General features: G+C 76.2%; 16 protein-coding genes and 1 pseudogene. 6 read left to right on the top strand and 11 right to left on the bottom strand.

The window, feature by feature from the left end; translation table 11 throughout:
• Positions 1 to 581: 581 nt before the first annotated feature.
• The 3 genes from ACLQ14_RS11035 to ACLQ14_RS11025 are packed head-to-tail and all read right to left on the bottom strand — an operon-like array spanning position 582 to position 2,877.
• Positions 582 to 896 (bottom strand): nucleotide pyrophosphohydrolase, encoded by a 315-nt coding sequence (locus tag ACLQ14_RS11035; protein WP_425812851.1) that lies wholly within the window; start codon positions 894 to 896, stop codon positions 582 to 584.
• A gap of 47 nt (positions 897 to 943) precedes the next feature.
• Positions 944 to 1,990 carry an adenylate/guanylate cyclase domain-containing protein gene (locus ACLQ14_RS11030; protein ID WP_425812849.1) on the bottom strand — a complete coding sequence of 349 codons (1,047 nt, stop codon included), beginning with the start codon at positions 1,988 to 1,990 and terminating at the stop codon, positions 944 to 946.
• A complete protein-coding gene (locus tag ACLQ14_RS11025) occupies positions 1,987 to 2,877 on the bottom strand; it encodes a biotin--[acetyl-CoA-carboxylase] ligase (RefSeq protein ID WP_425812847.1) in 891 nt (296 codons plus the stop codon). Before ACLQ14_RS11025 ends, ACLQ14_RS11030 begins: the two co-directional genes overlap by 4 nt.
• 113 nt (positions 2,878 to 2,990) lie before the next feature.
• On the opposite strand from ACLQ14_RS11025, the gene ACLQ14_RS11020 reads away from it, so the two are divergent.
• Genes ACLQ14_RS11020 through ACLQ14_RS11005 form a run of 4 tightly spaced genes read left to right on the top strand, consistent with a single transcriptional unit; the run spans position 2,991 to position 6,074 of the window.
• Entirely contained in the window at positions 2,991 to 4,607 is a 1,617-nt protein-coding gene (locus ACLQ14_RS11020) for an acyl-CoA carboxylase subunit beta (protein WP_425812845.1), read from the top strand.
• A 10-nt stretch (positions 4,608 to 4,617) separates the two neighbouring features.
• Positions 4,618 to 5,157 carry a hypothetical protein gene (locus ACLQ14_RS11015; RefSeq protein WP_425812843.1) on the top strand — a complete coding sequence of 180 codons (540 nt, stop codon included), beginning with the start codon at positions 4,618 to 4,620 and terminating at the stop codon, positions 5,155 to 5,157.
• Entirely contained in the window at positions 5,144 to 5,407 is a 264-nt protein-coding gene (locus ACLQ14_RS11010; RefSeq protein WP_425812841.1) for an acyl-CoA carboxylase epsilon subunit, read from the top strand. Before ACLQ14_RS11015 ends, ACLQ14_RS11010 begins: the two co-directional genes overlap by 14 nt.
• Positions 5,408 to 5,417: 10 nt before the next feature.
• Entirely contained in the window at positions 5,418 to 6,074 is a 657-nt protein-coding gene (locus ACLQ14_RS11005) for a DJ-1/PfpI family protein (protein WP_425812839.1), read from the top strand.
• A 28-nt stretch (positions 6,075 to 6,102) separates the two neighbouring features.
• Here ACLQ14_RS11005 and ACLQ14_RS11000 read toward each other — a convergent pair whose 3' ends face one another.
• On the bottom strand, positions 6,103 to 7,062 hold the full coding sequence (locus tag ACLQ14_RS11000) for a MerR family transcriptional regulator (RefSeq protein ID WP_425812837.1): 960 nt from the start codon (positions 7,060 to 7,062) through the stop codon (positions 6,103 to 6,105).
• A 32-nt stretch (positions 7,063 to 7,094) separates the two neighbouring features.
• Positions 7,095 to 8,564 carry an MFS transporter gene (locus ACLQ14_RS10995; protein WP_425812835.1) on the bottom strand — a complete coding sequence of 490 codons (1,470 nt, stop codon included), beginning with the start codon at positions 8,562 to 8,564 and terminating at the stop codon, positions 7,095 to 7,097.
• A 135-nt stretch (positions 8,565 to 8,699) separates the two neighbouring features.
• Here ACLQ14_RS10995 and ACLQ14_RS10990 point away from each other — a divergent pair, with 135 nt between their 5' ends.
• Positions 8,700 to 9,797 (top strand): glycosyltransferase family 2 protein, encoded by a 1,098-nt coding sequence (locus ACLQ14_RS10990; protein ID WP_425812833.1) that lies wholly within the window; start codon positions 8,700 to 8,702, stop codon positions 9,795 to 9,797.
• On the top strand, positions 9,794 to 11,056 hold the full coding sequence (locus tag ACLQ14_RS10985) for a DUF6716 putative glycosyltransferase (RefSeq protein ID WP_425812831.1): 1,263 nt from the start codon (positions 9,794 to 9,796) through the stop codon (positions 11,054 to 11,056). The genes ACLQ14_RS10990 and ACLQ14_RS10985 overlap by 4 nt, the downstream gene beginning before the upstream one ends.
• Positions 11,057 to 11,072: 16 nt before the next feature.
• Here the strand turns inward: ACLQ14_RS10985 and ACLQ14_RS10980 are convergent, their stop codons facing one another.
• The 6 genes and pseudogenes from ACLQ14_RS10980 to ACLQ14_RS10955 form a co-directional block, all read right to left on the bottom strand.
• A complete protein-coding gene (locus tag ACLQ14_RS10980) occupies positions 11,073 to 11,876 on the bottom strand; it encodes a putative protein N(5)-glutamine methyltransferase (protein WP_425812829.1) in 804 nt (267 codons plus the stop codon).
• Positions 11,873 to 12,367 (bottom strand): SRPBCC family protein, encoded by a 495-nt coding sequence (locus ACLQ14_RS10975; protein ID WP_425812827.1) that lies wholly within the window; start codon positions 12,365 to 12,367, stop codon positions 11,873 to 11,875. Before ACLQ14_RS10975 ends, ACLQ14_RS10980 begins: the two co-directional genes overlap by 4 nt.
• 24 nt (positions 12,368 to 12,391) lie before the next feature.
• Positions 12,392 to 13,537 carry a DUF6716 putative glycosyltransferase gene (locus tag ACLQ14_RS10970; RefSeq protein ID WP_425812825.1) on the bottom strand — a complete coding sequence of 382 codons (1,146 nt, stop codon included), beginning with the start codon at positions 13,535 to 13,537 and terminating at the stop codon, positions 12,392 to 12,394.
• Positions 13,534 to 14,574, bottom strand: a complete 1,041-nt coding sequence (locus tag ACLQ14_RS10965) for a hypothetical protein (protein ID WP_425812823.1) — start codon at positions 14,572 to 14,574, stop codon at positions 13,534 to 13,536. Before ACLQ14_RS10965 ends, ACLQ14_RS10970 begins: the two co-directional genes overlap by 4 nt.
• A 5-nt stretch (positions 14,575 to 14,579) precedes the next feature.
• Positions 14,580 to 15,485, bottom strand: a complete 906-nt coding sequence (locus tag ACLQ14_RS10960; protein ID WP_425812894.1) for an N-acetylneuraminate synthase family protein — start codon at positions 15,483 to 15,485, stop codon at positions 14,580 to 14,582.
• Positions 15,486 to 15,752: 267 nt separating this feature from the next.
• Positions 15,753 to 16,811 (bottom strand): annotated as a pseudogene (locus ACLQ14_RS10955) (cytidylyltransferase domain-containing protein); the annotation flags it as partial.
• Positions 16,812 to 17,006: the final 195 nt, after the last annotated feature.

Here is a 17,006-nt window from a genome sequence, read left to right as displayed (position 1 = left end):
CGGCACCATCGTGTGGACCGCGCCCTCCGGACACGCCTACAAGGTCCCGACCAGCCCGACCGACCCCACCATCCCCGCCCCACCCACGTCCCGCCACGCGCCCGCACCGCGCGGCGCCCAGACGGCCGGGGCCCAGGCCGAACCAGCCCCCGCCGATCCGACAGATCCCCCCGAACGGGGCAGGCGCGACGGGCCGCACGGCGACGCCGGGCCATGGCTCGACGACGCCCCGCCACGGTTCTAGAAACGTCCGACGTTCGTCGGCCGATCCGCGGACGACCTTCCGCGTCATCCCTTGCCGCGCCCCGCGCAGACGTTCCGAGGTGCCGAGGTGCCGAGGTGCCGAGGTGCCGAGGTGCCGAGGTGCCGAGGGCTACCGTCCTCGACGCGCGCCGCCATATGAACCACCGCCCGACTGAACCACCGCCCGACTGAACCACCGCCCGACCCGAGACGGTGGAGCCGAACGACACGCCGAAGCCTCCTCGCGCTGTCGAGATCCGTTGCGTCCGCCGCCGCAGGGCGGGGTGCAGGGGTCGTCGGGCTGGCCGCGGCGTCCGGGTCGCTGGCCCGACTCCTGCTCAGCCTCCGACGGGCGCCGTGCCTGCGTCCGGTGAGCTCGCGGCGTCACCGGTGAGTCCGTCCGCGAGCGACTGCATCGTCGTCCGGAACGCTGACTCGAGCTCGACGCCGTAGGCGTCGGCGAGGACGCAGACCGACCACAGGCAGTCAGCGAGCTCGTGGGCCACGGCCCGGTCGAGGTCGGCGCGATCCCGCACTCCGGCCTTGCCGAGAGCGAGCTTGGCGAGGTCTCCGACGTCCCCGACGAACCCGAGGACGAGCTCCTCGCGGGTCCAGCTGCGACCGCGCCGAGCCTGGTCGCGCTCGTTATACATCTCTCGAACCTGGCGCGCCACATGCTGGATCTCGCTCAGCTCCACCGTCAGCCCCGGTACGCCCGCTGCAGCTGGACGGGCTCGATGGCACCGAGCCCTTGCACCTCGACGCCGGGACGCGCGGTGAGCGCGAACCGCGCGTCGTCGGCGAGCAGGCCGGCGGTGCCGCGGTCGACGAGGACGCTCCCGGGGTCCGCGATGTCGACGAGCCGGGCGGCGAGGTTCACGCTGGGCCCGAACACGTCGCCGAAGCGCGCGAGCACGCGCCCCCAGACGAGGCTGACGCGGACGGGCACACCGTGCTCGCCGCGGGTGGTGGGCGCCTCGGCGAGGCCGAGCGCGACCTCGGCGCCGGTGGCGACGTTGTCGGCGACGTAGAGGACGGCGTCGCCGATGGTCTTGACCACGCGCGCGCCGGCGGCCGAGATGACGTCGCGGGCTCCGGACTCGAAGTCCTGCACGAAGTGCGCCAGCTCGATGGACTCGAAGCCGGCGGTCCGCTTGGTGAAGTCGACGATGTCCGCGAACCCGACGGCGCGGGCGAGCCGCAGCTCGGCGTGGCCCGACACTCCCTGCTCGCGGGCGTGGGAGAACTCGACGGCGTACCGGCCCGCGTAGGCGGCGAGCTGACGGCGCCAGGCGTGCGTGAGCTGCCGTTCGAGCACCGGCGCGATCACGGGCAGCCGCTCGAGGAGCTCGAGCCGGGCGGCCACGGGGTCGAGCCCCTGCTGCTCGACGAGGTCGCCGACCAGCGCCTCGGCCTGCCAGAGCACGAGGCGGTCCATGGTGTGACCGGTCGAGCGCAGGAGGGTCGTCACGGTGCCCTGGTCGAGGTGCTGGTCGTCGGCGAGCTGGAGGATCTCCTGGAGGGCGCGGACATCCTCGTCGGTGAAGATCCGCTCGTCGTCGTCGACCGCCGACAGCCCCAGCGCGCGCCACGACTCGTGGACGAACTCGACTCCCGTGCCGAGATCGGCGGCGACCTCGGGTGCGGTCCGTGCGGCGGGCCCGCCGAGCAGGTGGTCGTCGAGCCCCTGGTCGTCGACGGCCTGGTCGTCGACGGCGCCCGCCTCCCGGTCCTCCTCGCTGCTCACCCGCCCAGGGTAGCCGCGCCGCCTGCCCGGACGTGGCGCACGTCACCCGCCACGACGGCGCGCCGCGAGCCGTCGTCCCCGCGGACGAGCAGCGCGCCGTCGGGGCCGAGCCCGTCGGCCTCGCCGTCGAGCCGGGAGCCGTCGACGAGGTCCACGGCGACCCGCGACCCGACGGTCACGCACGCGTCGGCGACGGCGGACGCGAGCGTGCCGCTCCCGTCCGGCACCCGCGCGCTCCCCGGGTCGCCGCCCGCGTCACGCCACGCGGTGAGAATCCGAGTCAGCTCCCCGACCTGCGCGACGAGCAGCGCGCCCCGGGCGACGCCCTCCGCGCCCGAGAGGACGAGCGAGGTGGCGCTCGGCACCGGCAGCTCGTCGGCCTCCTGGCTCACGTTCACGCCGACCCCGACGACGGCACGCCCGTCCGCGAGCCCCTCCACGAGGATGCCCACGGCCTTGCGGTACGGCCCCCAGCCCTCGACGACGACGCCGTCCGCAGCGGGGAGCAGGACGTCGTTCGGCCACTTGAGGACGGCGTCGATCGCGGTGGTCCGGCGGACGGCGCGCACGACGGCGAGCCCGACCAGCAGCGGCAGCCACGACAGCCGCGCGGCCGGCACCCCGGGTTCGACCAGCAGCGAGGACGTCAGCGCGGCGCGCGCCGGGGTCTCCCAGGTACGCCCGGCGCGTCCCCGGCCGGAGGTCTGGTGGTCGGCGACGAGGAGCGCCGGGACGGGCCACGCGTCGGGATCGCTCCGGGCCGCGGCGAGGAGGTCGGCGTTCGTCGACCCGGAGGTCGGGACCACCTCGAGCCGGGCGAGCGGGCCGCGCGGGGCGAGCAGGGCCGAGGCGAGGGCGTCGGCGTCCAGGGGCGGGCGTGAGGTCACGGCCCCAGTCTGCCGCGCCCGGACGCGCCTTTGTCGTCAACCTCCAAATCGCCGCGGCGAGCCCGCGCGCCGTCATCGTCGAGTTGGCGTCACCCACCAACTAGGCTCGCAGGGTGACTCAGGACTCAGCAGCCACGCCGGCGGCCCCCGCCCGGCCGACCGGCACCGCGGCCAAGCTGGCGGACCTCGCGGAGCGCCGGCGCGCCGCCGTCGAGCAGCCGGAGGAGAACGCCCGGACCAAGCAGCACGCGCGCGGCAGGAAGACGGCCCGCGAGCGCATCGACGCGCTCCTCGACGAGGGCAGCTTCGTCGAGCTCGACGCGTACGCGACGCACCGCTCGACCAACTTCGGCCTCGAGAAGCGGCGGATCGCGGGCGACGGCGTCGTCGTCGGGTACGGGACGGTCGACGGCCGGCAGGTGTGCGTGTACAGCCAGGACTTCACGGTCCTCGGCGGGAGCCTCGGCGAGGTGCACGGCCAGAAGATCACCAAGGTGCAGGACCTCGCGCTGCGCACCGGCGCGCCGATCATCGGCATCTCCGACGGCGGCGGTGCGCGCATCCAGGAAGGTGTCGCGGCGCTCACGCAGTTCGCGGAGATCTTCCGGCGCAACGTCGCGGCGTCGGGCGTCATCCCGCAGATCTCGCTCATCCTGGGGCCGAGCGCGGGCGGCGCGGTGTACTCCCCCGCCCTCACCGACTTCATCGTCATGGCCGACAAGACGTCGAACATGTTCATCACGGGCCCCGACGTGATCCGGGCCGTGACCGGCGAGGAAGTCGGCTTCGAGGAGCTGGGCGGCGCGCAGACCCACAACGAGCGGTCGGGCGTCGCGCACTACCTGGGCGCCGACGAGGACGACGCGATCGACTACGTGCGTCACCTCATCGGCTACCTCCCCCAGAACAACCTCGCGGACCCGCCCCAGTGGATCCCCGACGACGTGCCGCTGGAGGTGACGGACGAGGACCTCGAGCTCGACACGCTGATACCGGACTCGGACTCGCAGCCGTACGACATGCGGACCGTGATCGAGCACATCCTCGACGAGGGCGACTTCTTCGAGGTCCAGCCGCTGTTCGCGAAGAACGTCCTGGTGGGCTTCGGGCACGTCGAGGGGCAGAGCGTCGGCGTCGTCGCCAACCAGCCGCTCGCGATGGCCGGGACGCTCGACATCAACGCGGCCGAGAAGGCCGCGCGGTTCGTTCGGACGTGCGACGCGTTCAACATCCCCGTGCTGACGCTCGTGGACGTGCCCGGCTTCCTGCCCGGCACCGACCAGGAGTGGAACGGCATCATCCGCCGCGGCGCGAAGCTCATCTACGCGTACGGCGAGGCGACGGTCCCGCTCGTCACCGTCATCACGCGCAAGGCGTACGGCGGCGCGTACATCGTCATGGCGTCCAAGCAGCTCGGCGCGGACGTCAACCTCGCGTGGCCGACGGCGCAGATCGCCGTCATGGGCGCGTCGGGCGCGGTGAACATCCTGCACCGGCGCACGCTCGCCGCTGCCGAGCAGGCCGGCCAGGACGTCGAGGCGGAGCGTCTGCGCCTCGTCGACGAGTACGAGGACGCGATCGTGAACCCCTGGGACGCCGCGGCGCGCGGCTACGTCGACGGCGTGATCGCGCCCTCGGAGACGCGCGTCCAGGTGGTCCGGGCGCTGCGCGCCCTGCGCAGCAAGCGCGCGAGCCTGCCCCCCAAGAAGCACGGGAACATCCCGCTGTGAGGAGCGTCCGATGAGCGACCACGACGACATCACGCACGGCCCGGCCCCGCTCGGCTCGGTCGACCCGGCGCCGCTGCACGACGCCGTGAACGAGCTGGCGCGGACGCTGCACGAGTACGTCGACGCGGCGGTGGGCGTGCGCGCCGAGTTCGGCGCCGCCGAGGCGGACGAGGACCCGCGGATCCTCGCGCTCGAGACCCGGATCGCGACGCACAACGCGCACGTCTTCGACGCGCTCCACTCCTCGCTCGGCATGCACCCCGACCTCACCACCCTCACCTGGGGCGAGGAAGAGGCCGCCGAGCACGACCACGCGAGCGACGACGACGTCGAGCAGGCCGAGGTGTTCTACCTGGGCTTCGTCGTGACGCCGCCGACGCGCCCGACGGACGCCTCGATGGGCACCGTGATCGACCTGCTCGACACCGCCGGCGAGGAGACCGTGACCAAGCTGGTCGACGCGGGCTTCGACGTCGTCGAGTGGGCGGCGTCGCGCGGCGAGCCCGGCCTGTTCGACGACGAGGACGAGGACGACGATGAGCAGCCCTGACGGCACGGGCGGCGAGGCGGCGCAGGTGCGGGTCGTGCGCGGCGCGCCCGACGAGCTCGAGGTCGCGGCGCTCGTCGCGGGGCTCGCGGCCGCGGCCGCGGGGCTGCAGGTGCCCGCCGACGCCGCACCGGTGGACGAGTGGACGAACCGCGTCCGGACGATGCGCGGGAACAGCGGGACCGCGAAGAGCTTCGGCGGTCGCGCCGGGCGGCACAACGCCGACGCGTGGCGCTGGAGCCTGCGGTCGTAGGGTGACCGGCATGACGACGCCCCGGCGTGTGACCGTCGTGCTCTTCGAGGGCTTCGAGCTCCTCGACGTGTTCGGCCCGGTCGAGCTGCTCAGCATGCTGCCCGACCTCGTGTCGGTCGAGCTCGCGGGCCCCGCGACGGGCCCGGTGCGCTCCTCGCAGGGCACCGAGGTCGTCGCGACCCGCGCGTACCCGTGGGCCACGGACCCGGCGGCCGACGACGACGCCGACCCCCGCGAGAGCCCCGACATCGTCCTGGTCCCCGGCGGGCAGGGCACCCGCCGGCTCGTCGAGGACGCCGACTTCCTCGGCGGCCTCGCCGCGTGGGCGGGACGGGCGCGCGTCGTGACGTCGGTCTGCACCGGCTCGGGCGTGCTCGCGGCGGCGGGGCTCCTCGACGGCTACCGGGCGACGTCGAACAAGCTGTCGTTCGGGTGGGCGTCGGGGAACGGGACGTCCGTCGAGTGGGTCGCCCGGGCCCGCTGGGTCGAGGACCGGGACCGCTGGACGTCGTCGGGCGTCGCAGCCGGCATGGACATGACCGCGGCGCTCGTCGCGCGCCTGTTCGGCCAGGAGGCCGCCGACCGGGCGACCACCGAGGCCGAGCTCGACGTCCACACCGACCCGACGTGGGACCCGTTCGCCCGCGTGCACGGGCTCGCGGGCTAGGGACCCGTCGGCCGGGGCTCGTCGTTCGTCAGGCCGCGCGCGTCCGGAAGACGGGCCACGCGACCTCGGTGCGGTGGAGCCCCACGTCGGGGGTGTGGACCGCGGACACGACGAACGTCTCCCGGATCGGCCCGTCGACGCCGAGCGCGCGCCGCGCGACGTAGCTGCCGAGCGCGCCGTACGTCCAGTCGATGTCCGCGCAGGTGCCGCGGTGGACCATGACCGCGACCTCGGTCTCGTGCAGGCGCACCGCGCGGACCTCGACGCCGCCGCCGTCGCGCGCCGCGAGCGCCGCGAGGGCGTCCGGCGCGGGCCGCTCCGCGACGGGCGTGTACGCGACGAGCGTGCCCGTCTCGCGCTCGAACAGGTCCGGGTAGAACAGCGCGCCGTGCGCGCCGGACCGCCGGGCGCCCGTGACGTCGACCGCCTGGTCGACGGCGGCGTACGCGGAGGAGGTCCAGCCCGCCATGGCGAGCGAGAGCCGGGCCCGGGCGGCGAGCGCCCACGTCGCCGGCTCGACCCGGAACTCGACCTCGCCGCCCGCGTCGTCGGTGGCGTCGGCGTCGAGCAGGTGGTCGAGGGTCCGGCCGGTCCGCTCCTCCTCGGGCGCGGGCTCGCCCGTCGCGGCGTCGATCCCGAGCAGCGCCCGCAGCGTGTCGACGGCGCCGCGGACCTCGTCGAGCTGCTTCTCCATGCGGTCGAGGTGCTCGCCGATCCGGGCGGTGCGCTCCGCGACGTCGCTGGTCCCGACGACGGACCGCACCTCGTCGAGCGGCATCCCGAGCGCCCGCAGGCGGCGCACGACCTGCGCGAGCGGCACCTGGGCGACGCTGTAGCTGCGGTACCCGGTCGCGTCGTCGACGTGGTGCGGCACGAGGACACCCTGCGCGTCGTAGTGGCGCAGCGTCTTGACCGTGAGGTGGGTCATGCGCGAGAACTCGCCGATCGTCACGAGCCCGCTCCGCGCCCCGCCTCCGCTGCCGGCCATCCGCCCTCCCCCGTCTCGTCCCGTCCCCCCGGTCACGCGTGGGCCCGCGTGCGCGCGACCGCCAGCGCGAGCAGCCCGACGCCGACGAGCGCGCCCGCACCGATCGCCGCGAGCGCGACGAGGCTCACGCCGAACGCGTCGCCCACCGTTCCGCCGGCGGCTCCGAGCACACCGTAGAAGACGACACCCACGACCGCGACGCCGACGCTGTTCCCCGCCTGCTGCGCCGTCTGGAGCGCACCCGACACGGCCCCCGCCTGCCGGGGGTCGGCGTGTGCCAGCACCTGCGCGGCGAGCGGCGTGATGCAGAGCCCCTGCCCGGCGCCGGCGAGGAGGAGCCCGGGCACGAGCGCCGCCACGGCGCCCCCGGTGGATGCGGGCGCCGCGGCGAGGGCGATACCGAGCGCGCCGTAGCCCGCGAGGATCGCGCACAGGCCGACCACGACGACGGACCGCCCGTGCCGGGCCGCGAGGCCGGGCGCGCGGAACGACGTCGCCAGGTACCCGGTCGCGAGCACCCCGAACACGAGCCCGGCGTCGAGCGGCGTCAGCCCCAGGCCGTCCTGGAGGTAGAGCGCGAGGACGAAGTAGAAGGAGGCCTGGCCGCACCAGTAGACGAGCTGTGCGAGCAGCCCGAGGGACATCGACGGCAGCCGCAGCAGCGACGGCGGCAGGAGCGGCTGCCCGCCGTCCCGCTCGACCCGCACCCCGTGCCGGTAGCCGGCGGCCGCGGCCACGGGCACGAGGGCGAGGCTCACCCAGGTCCACAGCGGCCAGCCGGCCTGGCGCCCCTGCACGAGCGGCAGGACGAGCAGGACCATGGTGAGCGCCCCGAGCGCCATCCCCGCGACGTCGAGCCGGCCGGCGCGACGACCGCGGGTGGCGGGCACGAGCCGCGGGGTCAGCGCCAGGGCGAGCAGGCCGACGGGGACGTTCACGGCGAAGATCGCGCGCCAGCCGAGGCCCGCGACGTCGGCGGCGATCAGGGCGCCGCCCACGAGCTGGCCGCCGGCCGCCGCGACGCCCAGCACCGCGCCGTACCAGGCGAGCGCGCGGGCGCGTGCCTCTCCGGTGAAGCTCACGCCGAGGACGGCGAGCACGCCCGTCCCGACGAACGCCGCGCCGACCCCCTGGAGGACGCGGGCCGCGACGAGCAGGGTCGCCCCCGGCGCCGCGGCGCAGGCGAGGGACGCGAGGGTGAAGACCGTCAGGCCCGTCGCGAAGCCGCGGCGGTGCCCGACGCGGTCGCCGATCCGTCCGGCGAGCAGCTGCGTCGCGGCCATCGCGAGCGCGAACCCGGCGACGACCCAGACGACCTCGCTCGGGCCGGCGTCGAGCTCTCCCGCGAGGGACGGCAGCGCGACGTTCACCCCGAAGAAGTCCAGGACGACCAGGAACGTGCCCGTCAGCAGCACGGGGAGGGCGCGCCACGGCGGTACCGGGGCGGCGGGTCGGGCGGGGGGCGCGTTCGTGGGGTCGGTGCGTGTTCCGGTGGTGGCCATGGCTCAGTTCTCGACCCTCCCCCGAGGGGAGGGTCAAGCAGGTCGTCGCGCGTCCACCGCCGTTCACCCAGCGTTCCCCCCACGTCCCTCCGGGCGCCGACCGCCCGGCACCGCGCGTCCCTACCGTCTGCGGTGATGACCGACCTCGCCACGAGCCGCGCGACGCACGACCCCGCCGCGGCGCCGAACCACGGCACCCTGCACCACGTGGTCGCGGTCGCGGTCGTGCGCGACGAGGAGCGCTACCTCGAGGCGGCCGTCGCCGCCGTGCTGGACCAGACCTGGGCCGGCCCCCTGGACGTCGTGCTCGCCGTCGGGCCGTCGCACGACCGCACGCGCGAGATCGCCGAGGAGCTGGCGCTGCGCGACCCCCGCGTCCACGTCGTCGACAACCCGACGGGCTCGCGCAGCGAGGGCCTCAACCTCGCGACCGGCGCGGCGGCGCTCGTGGGCGGGGGCGGCGCCGACGTGCTCGTCCGGTTCGACGGCCACGCCGTCCTCCCCGTCGGCTACGTGCGCCAGGCGGTGCGGGTCCTCGACCGGACGGGCGCGGACGTCGTCGGCGGGATGATGGTGCCGGTCGGGCGCACGCCGTTCCAGAGCGCCGTCGCCCGCGCGATGGCCCATCCCGCGGGCATCGGGGCCACGTCCTTCCACACGGGCGGCGAGGCCGGCCCGGCGCACACCGTCTACCTGGGCGTCTTCCGCCGGGCCTCCCTGGAGCGGGCGGGCGGGTACGACCCGACGCTCGTGCGCGCCGAGGACTGGGACCTCAACAGGCGGATCCGCTCGGGCGGCGGCCTCGTCTGGTTCGACCCCGAGCTGCAGGTCGTCTACCACCCGCGCCGGACCGTCCGCGACCTGGCCCGACAGTTCTGGCGCACGGGGATGTGGCGTCGCGAGATCGTCCGGCGGCACCCGACGACGGCGTCCCCGCGCTACCTCGCGCCCCCCGCGCTCGTGCTGGGGCTGGCGGCGTCGCTGGTGCTCGGCGTCGTCGGGCTCGTCGACGCCCTGGTGCCCCCGGCCCCCTCCGCCTGGCTCGGGCTCGCGCTGCTGGCGCCCGCCGGGTACCTGCTCGTCGTCCTCACCGCGAGCGCCCTCGCCGGCCTGCGCCAGCCCCGGGCGGTCCGCGCGTGGCTGCCGGTGGTGCTCGTCGTCATGCACGTGGCCTGGGGGGTCGGCTTCCTGCGCGGCGTGTCCCGGCACGCGAGGACGGAGCACCGGACGTGAGCGCGGACATGATCACTGCGAACACCATCGAGGACGACGTGACGGATCCGGGCACGGCCCTGCTGCTGGTGGCCTTCGACTCGCAGCTGCGGTGGGCGGCGACGCTCGGCGCGGAGCTCGAGGCGCGGGGCTGGCGGTGCCGGTACGCGGCGCCGTCGGACGTGCGGAGCTTCGTCGCGCCCGAGCTCGAACGCAGCCTCGGTGTCAGCGTCGAGCGGGCTCCGTGGGCGGAGCTCGTCGGGGACGCGGCGGACGCGGACGCGCTCGTCCTCGCGCTCCAGGGGCCGCTGACCTCGCGGTTCGTGCGGGACCTGGCCGCGACCGGGGACGGGAGCGTGGGGCCGGTCGTGGTGACGGGCTGGGTCGGCGTCATCATCGAGAAGCTCGTCGCGGGGTACCTCGAGCGGTTCGCGTCGGACGTCGTCGCGGTGAACTCGCGCGAGGACCTGCGGGCGTTCGAGGCGGCGGGCGCGTGGCTCGGGCTGCCGACCGACAACCTGCTGCTCTCGGGGCTCCCCCTGCTGCCCGGCCGGCCCGCGGTCCCACGCCGGGGGCCTGTGCGCACCGTGCTCTTCGCGGACCAGCCGACCGTGCCGTCGTCGCGCGCGGAACGCCTGTACCTGTACGACCGGCTCGTCGAGCACGCCCGCCGGCACCCCGAGCGTCGTGTGCTGGTCAAGCCCCGGCACCGCCTCGACGAGGACCCGTACGCGGTGGTCCGGCACCACCCGGCCGAGCTGCTGGCCGGCGCGGACCTGCCCCCGAACCTCGAGATCGTGTACGCGCCGCTCCCCGAGCTGCTGCCGACGGTCGACCTGCTGCTCACCGTGTCGTCGACGGCCGGTCTGGAGGCCGTCGGCGCGGGGGTCCGGACCGTGTTCGTCGCGGACCTCGGCGTGCACGAGAACCTCGGCAACCACGTCCTGCTCGCTTCGGGGCTCGTGCGGACCATCGACGTCCTCGAGGGTCCCGACGACGAGCTCCCCGAGCCGGACGCGGCGTGGCTCGCCGACTGGTTCGTCGACGACGGCGACCCCCGCCCGAGCGCGCGCCGCGTCGTCGAGCGGGTCGTGGAGCTGCGTGCCGTGCCGCCCTCCGAGCGGCCCCTCGCGCGGACGACGGCGACCTCGACCTTCCGCGCCCGCGTGGCCGTCGCCCGCCACCGGAAGGACGCCGCGGCCGTCCCCGGCCGGACGGTCCGGAGGCGTCCGGCCGGGTGGCGGGGCTGGCCGCTCGTCGGGCGGCTCCACCGGGCCTGAGCCCCGTGCCCGGGGCTCAGGGAGCGCGGCGGCCGACGACGACCGTGCCGTCGCGCTCGTCGTCGTGCAGGGTCCTGATCTCCACGAGGCCCGCGGCGCGGAAGGCGTCCGCGCTCGCCGCGGCCTGCCGCACGGACGTCTCGACGAGCACGTGTCCACCGGGGGCCAGCCACTGCGGCGCCCCGGCGACGACGCGGCGCTGGACGTCCAGGCCGTCCGCGCCGCCGTCGAGCGCGACCCCCGCCTCGAACAGGCGCGCCTCCGGCGGCATCGTGGCGATCGCGTCCGTCGGGACGTACGGGGCGTTCGCGGCCAGCACGTCCACGGCGCCGCGCAGCCGGGCGGGCAGGGCCTCGAACAGGTCGCCCGACGACACGTGCCCTCGCGGGAGGTTCCGCCGCGCCACCTCGACGGCCGCGTCGTCGACGTCCGCGGCGTGGACCACGGAGCCCGGCACGAGGGCGGAGACCACCGCGCCCACGGCGCCGGCGCCGCAGCACAGGTCGACGACGACGGGGGGCTGGACGGCAGCGCACGCCAGGCGGGCCGCCTCGTGCGCGAGGAGGATCGTCCGCTGCCGCGGCACGAACACGCCCGGGGCGACCGCGAGGCGCAGGCCGTCGAAGTCGACCCAGCCCACGACCTGCTCGAGCGGCTCGCCCGCGACCCGGCGGGCTGCGAGCCCGTCGAGCCGCTCGGAGGACCCGGCCGCCGCCTCCCGGAGCACCGCGGCCTCCTCCTCGGCGAACACGCAGCCCGCCGCGCGGAGGCGCGCCACGAGCGTGTCGGGCGCTGCGGGCGCAGGGTCGGCCGGCGTCACGCCGACCCTTCCGCCTCGGCGAGCGCCGCGAGCCGGTCGACCGACGCCTGCAGCCGCGCGGACGTCGTCGCGCGGGCCCGCACGAGGCGCTTGGCGTCGGTGAGCCGCGTCCAGTCGTAGGTGTGCGTGACGCGGGTGCGGCCGGGGCCGTCGGGCTCGAGCTCCCACCGCCAGACGTGGCCGATCGGCTCGCCGCCCGGCTCGGCCGGCATCCAGGCGATGCGCCGCCCCTCCTCGAGCTCGACGACGTGGTTCTCGCGCGTGGCGCCGGAGGTGATCGCCATCGTGAACACGTCGCCCACCCGGCGCACGCGCTGGCCGGGCTCCGCGGCGGCGAGGTTGTCGTTGCCGTCCCAGCGGGGCTGCTGCGCCGGGTCGGCGATCAGCTCGAAGATCGCGTCGGCCGGCGCCGTGACCGTCCGGCTCGCGGTGACGACGCGCGGGACCTCGTCGTGGGCCTCGGCGGGCTGCGTGGGGGTCTCGTCGCTCATGGGTGCAGGTGTAGCACCCGGTCGTCACCGGCGACGAACCGGGCGGGCGACGCCCGCCGGCGCGATCAGGCGCGCGAGGGCCCGCAGGTCCGCCGGGCCGCGCAGCGCAGGCGCCCCCGCGCCCGTCGCGGCACCCGCAGCCGTGCGCAGGGCGTCCGGCAGCTCGGACGGCTCGCGGTGCAGTCCGTGCGCGTCGAGCCAGCCCGGGTCGGCGACCGGTCCGCCCGCGGCGAGGACCGCGGGGAGGTCGGCGAGCCCCACCAGCAGGCCGCTCCCCCGGAACGCCGTGTTGATGAGCTCGTCGCGGACCCCGAAGTCGTCGAGCAGCGCCACCGGCACCCCACCGGCGAGCGCTTCGAGGGCGGCGGTCGAGCTGACCGTCACGAGGGCGGACGTCGGGCCGAGCCACGCGGCGAGCGGCCCGGTCTCGAAACGCAGCCCCGGCGCCCCGCCCGGGCGCGCCGCCGCGAGCTCGTCGAACGGCCAGCGCTCGTCGTGGGTCTGGCGCTCGGCCGCCCGGCCCCGGAGCTTGACCACGACCTCGTAGCCGGCAGCGGCGACCGCGACGAGCCCGTCGAGCAGGCGCTCGCGCTCGGGGCGCGACGCCGGGACGAGGGCCTGCGGCGCGAACACGACCCGCCCGACCCGACGACGTGCCCCGTCGGGCTCGTGGGTGCCGGCCCCCGCCAGGAACGGCAGCCGCGACAGGACGACCCGCGTCCCGGGCGAGAGCCGCCGGACGACCGGCTCGAACGCCGCCCGCTCGGCCCGGGAGTGGGCCACGAACAGGTCCGCGCCGCGGCGCAGGCCGACGGCCTCCACCGACGCGGGCAGGGCCCAGCCGGGAAGCCCGACGACCGTCACGGGCCGGGGCCGCACCCGGCCGGCGAGCGCGAGGACCACGCGCGCTGTCGGGCCGGTGCAGGCCACGAGGAGCACGTCGGGCGGGTCCTGGCGCAGCCGCCGGACGAGCCCCCCGACCCGCAGGACGGCGGGCGGCGGGCCGGTCGCGGCCAGTGCGGCGCCGACCTGCGCCTGCGACGGCAGCACGGGGGACGCGACGAGGACGAGCCGGCCGGAGAGCCCGGCGTCGCGCAGCCCGTCGAGCGTCGCAGCCCCCCACTTGAGGTACGAGTCGGAGTCGGCGACGGCCAGCACGCGGGTCGTCATGACCCTCCGGCGATGCTGACGAGGTGCTCGCGCAGGTCGTCGTCGACGCCGGGCGCCCACCAGCCCGCCTCGGGCACGGTCGCGTCGAGGCGCACGCCCGGCGCGAGGGTCGCCGGGAGCAGCGCGATCGCCGACGTCGGCAGCGCGGCCACCCGCTGGGGCGGCCGCAGCCCGGCGAGCCGGAGCTCGATCGGCAGCCCGGCCCGGTCGACGGCGACTCCGGGGATCGCGGCCACGTGCGCGAGAGCGTCCGCATCCTCGCGCCGGTGCGGGAGGTAGCGGACGCGCCCGTCGCGGGCGAGCGCGCGGACCCACGCCAGGTACGGCTCGCGGCGGAGCAGCCCGTCCACGACGAGCGCCGAGCCGACGACGACGACGGGCTCGGCGATCCGCCCGCCCACCGCGGGCGCGACCCGGGCCGCCCACTGGAGGCGGGCCCGCGCGATCCGGACGCCGGCGCCCTCGAGCGCGTCGCGCACGTCGTGGGGCGGCTCGAACGCGGTCACGAGCCGCAGCCGCCCGAGCTCGGCCCGTCGCAGCAGGCCGTCGCGGGCGGCGAGCCCGAGCGCGTCCCGGCGGGACGACGCGGGCGTGCCCAGCCGGACGAGCGGCCGGGCGTCCGACGACGCGAGCACGCGGGCGAGGTGCGCCGTCGCGAGACCGTCGTCGACGACGACCACGCGGCACCACGCGTCCGGTCCGCCCGCGCCCCACCGGTCTCGCGCAGCCAGCAGCGCCTGCGCCCGCCCGGAGAACGCGTCGCCGAGGACGAGCGTGCCCGCGCCGAGCCCGGCCCGGGTCGACCGGACCCGGCCGCGGACAGCGAGGTCGACGGTCGCCGGCAGCGGCAGCGTCCCGAACGCGCGCACCGCGTCCTCGAGCCCGGGCACGCCGCGCCGGGCGTGGAGGGCGACCGGGCCGCGCACGTGCCCGGCGTCGACCGCCTCGACCGTCATCAGGAGCTGGAGCGGTGACTCCGCGAGCGCGACCGCGGAGGTCCCGCGGCGGGGCGAGGCCCCCGGCTCACGTGCGATCACGGAGATCAGTCGGTGACGCGGCGCAGGCGCTGCATCGGTGCGACCTCGCCCGGCATGACGCGCTTGACGCCGTCGCCCATGGCCTGCTCGAGGATGCGGATGTCGCGCACGAGGTGCTGCAGCCCCTGGGGCTCGAGCGACGACGCGTGGTCGGAGCCCCACATGGTGCGGTCGAGGGTGATGTGCCGCTCGACGGCGACCGCGCCGAGCGCGACCGCGGCCAGCGAGATCTGCAGGCCGCGCTCGTGGCCGGAGTAGCCGACCGGCACCCCGTAGCGCTCCTTCAGCGTCGGGATGACGCGCAGGTTCGTCTCCTCGGGCGGGAGCGGGTACGTCGAGGTGGCGTGCAGGATGACCAGCCCGTCGGTGCCGAGGATGTCGACGGCCTCGTCGATCTGCTGGAGCGTCGACATGCCGGTGGACAGGATGATCGGCTTGCCGGTCTCGGCGAGCGCGCGCAGCAGCTCGTGGTCCGTCACGGACGCCGACGCGACCTTGTGGGTCACGACGCCCAGGTCCTCCAGGAACTCCACGCTCGGGACGTCCCAGGGCGACGCGAACCACTGCAGGCCGCGGTCCGCGGCGTGCTGGGCGATCTTCTCGTAGGAGCCGCGGTCGAGCTCGACCCGGTGCTTGTACTCGAGGTACGTCATCTCGCCCCACGGCGTCTGACGCATCACGTCGCGCTGCTCCGGCGGCACCGCGAGCTCGGGGGTCCGCTTCTGGAACTTCACGGCCTGGACGCCGGCGTCGGCGGCGACGTCGATGAGGCGGCGCGCGATGTCGGGGTCGCCGTTGTGGTTGATCCCGATCTCGCCGATCACGTAGACGGGGCGACCGTCGCCGACGACCAGGTCGCCGATCTCGACGGCAGGGGTAGCGCTCGCGGGGTGCGTGCCGGGGGCGTTCATGGTGTTCCTTCCGGTGGTGGAGCGGGTGGTGCGGGTCGAGACGAGGTGGGACGCGGTGTGCGTCGGTTCGAGGTGCTGGGCGGTGGCGCCGGCCTTCGCGTCCCGGGCGACCGCGGCCCCGGCCGGTGCGTCGGCCTCGCCGAGCCCCGGCTCGCCGCGCGCCGCGAGCACGAGCTCGGCGAGCTCGCGGACCGCGCCGTGGCCTCCGTCCCGCGCGAGCACGCGCCGGGCGACGGCCCGCACCTCGTCGCGCGCGTCGGCGACCGCGAGCGGCCAGCCGACGAGCCGCAGGGCGGGGAGGTCGTTCACGTCGTTCCCGAGGTAGGCGACGCGGGCCGGGTCGAGGCGGTTGACCGACAGCCACTCGCGCAGCGCCGCCTCCTTGTCGTCGATGCCCTGGAGCACGTCGACGCCGAGCTTGCGGGCGCGGGCGGCGACGACGCCGTCGCGCTCGGTCGAGAGCACGAGCACGGGCACGCCGGCGGTGCGCAGCGCGGCGACGCCGAGCCCGTCGCCGCGGTGCACGGCCACGTGCTCGGTGCCGTCCGCCGTGATCCAGGCCCGGTCGTCCGTGTGCACGCCGTCGAAGTCGGTGACGATCGCGTCGACGTCCACGGGCTCGTCCCACGACGGCGTCGGCAGCACCCCGGCGAGCCGGCGGGCGAGCCAGAGCTCGTGCGCGTCGTCGATCTCGATCGCCGTCCGCGGGTCCACGAGATGGAGGCCGATCTCGCCGAAGAACCGGCGCCCGGCGGCTCGCAGGCCCGCCGTCCGCATGACGTAGAACGCGCCGGTCTCGCGGTAGTGCGGGTCGCGGTCCTGGCGTCGCGGCCGGTGGAGCACGCTGTGCCCGACGGCGCGGACGGCGTCGTCGTCGGTGCGCCACCAGAACTCGTGGGTCGCGGCCACCGAGAGCACCACGTCCGGCCCGGAGCCCGTCTCGACCCGCCCGAGGACGCGCCGCACGGCCACGTCGACGTCGTCGGGGTCGACGAAGGGCGAGGTGCACTGGACGAGCACGGTGACGAGCGGGTCCGGGGTGTACCCGGCGCCGTCGGGGCTGCCCGCGCCGATCACGTCGAGCGCGTGCAGGACGGCGGCCTCCGAGCTCGCGGTGCTGCCCGAGATCGACGCCGGGCGCTGCACGACCCGGGCACCGGCGGCCGCGGCGACGGCCGCGATCTCGTCGTCGTCGGTCGAGACGACCACGACGTCCACGGACGGCGCGGCGAGGGCCGCGCGGACGGCCCGCTCGACGAGGGGCACGCCGCCGACCTGCTCGAGGTTCTTGCGCGGGACGCCGACCGAGCCGCCGCGGGCGGGCACGACGGCGACGACGCGGGGCGCGTCGGGCGTGGAGGGCCGTTCGATGGTGCTGGTCACGGCGGCGACGCTAGGGAGACGGGGTGTCGGGTCCGTGGCGCCGGCGTGGCCGCGACACGAACGTCTGCGTCCGGCAGGTGAACGGACGGTGCCGGGAACGGTCTGCGTACCAGCCGGTAGCCTGCACGGGTGACCACA

It is taken from the genome of Luteimicrobium sp. DT211, from assembly GCF_049844995.1.
GTDB lineage: Bacteria > Actinomycetota > Actinomycetes > Actinomycetales > Cellulomonadaceae > Luteimicrobium.
This window is presented reverse-complemented; position numbering and strand designations above follow the sequence as displayed.

What these genes read in the sequence shown, in the direction of transcription:
- ACLQ14_RS11035 (WP_425812851.1), bottom strand. Translation starts at nt 896, where the DNA reads ATGTATAACGAGCGCGACCAGGCTCGGCGCGGTCGCAGCTGGACCCGC.
- ACLQ14_RS11015 (WP_425812843.1), top strand. Translation starts at nt 4,618, where the DNA reads ATGAGCGACCACGACGACATCACGCACGGCCCGGCCCCGCTCGGCTCG.
- ACLQ14_RS11005 (WP_425812839.1), top strand. Translation starts at nt 5,418, where the DNA reads ATGACGACGCCCCGGCGTGTGACCGTCGTGCTCTTCGAGGGCTTCGAG.
- ACLQ14_RS10975 (WP_425812827.1), bottom strand. Translation starts at nt 12,367, where the DNA reads ATGAGCGACGAGACCCCCACGCAGCCCGCCGAGGCCCACGACGAGGTC.
- ACLQ14_RS10970 (WP_425812825.1), bottom strand. Translation starts at nt 13,537, where the DNA reads ATGACGACCCGCGTGCTGGCCGTCGCCGACTCCGACTCGTACCTCAAG.
- ACLQ14_RS11000 (WP_425812837.1), bottom strand. Translation starts at nt 7,062, where the DNA reads ATGGCCGGCAGCGGAGGCGGGGCGCGGAGCGGGCTCGTGACGATCGGC.
- ACLQ14_RS11010 (WP_425812841.1), top strand. Translation starts at nt 5,144, where the DNA reads ATGAGCAGCCCTGACGGCACGGGCGGCGAGGCGGCGCAGGTGCGGGTC.
- ACLQ14_RS10960 (WP_425812894.1), bottom strand. Translation starts at nt 15,485, where the DNA reads ATGAACGCCCCCGGCACGCACCCCGCGAGCGCTACCCCTGCCGTCGAG.
- ACLQ14_RS10995 (WP_425812835.1), bottom strand. Translation starts at nt 8,564, where the DNA reads ATGGCCACCACCGGAACACGCACCGACCCCACGAACGCGCCCCCCGCC.
- ACLQ14_RS10990 (WP_425812833.1), top strand. Translation starts at nt 8,700, where the DNA reads ATGACCGACCTCGCCACGAGCCGCGCGACGCACGACCCCGCCGCGGCG.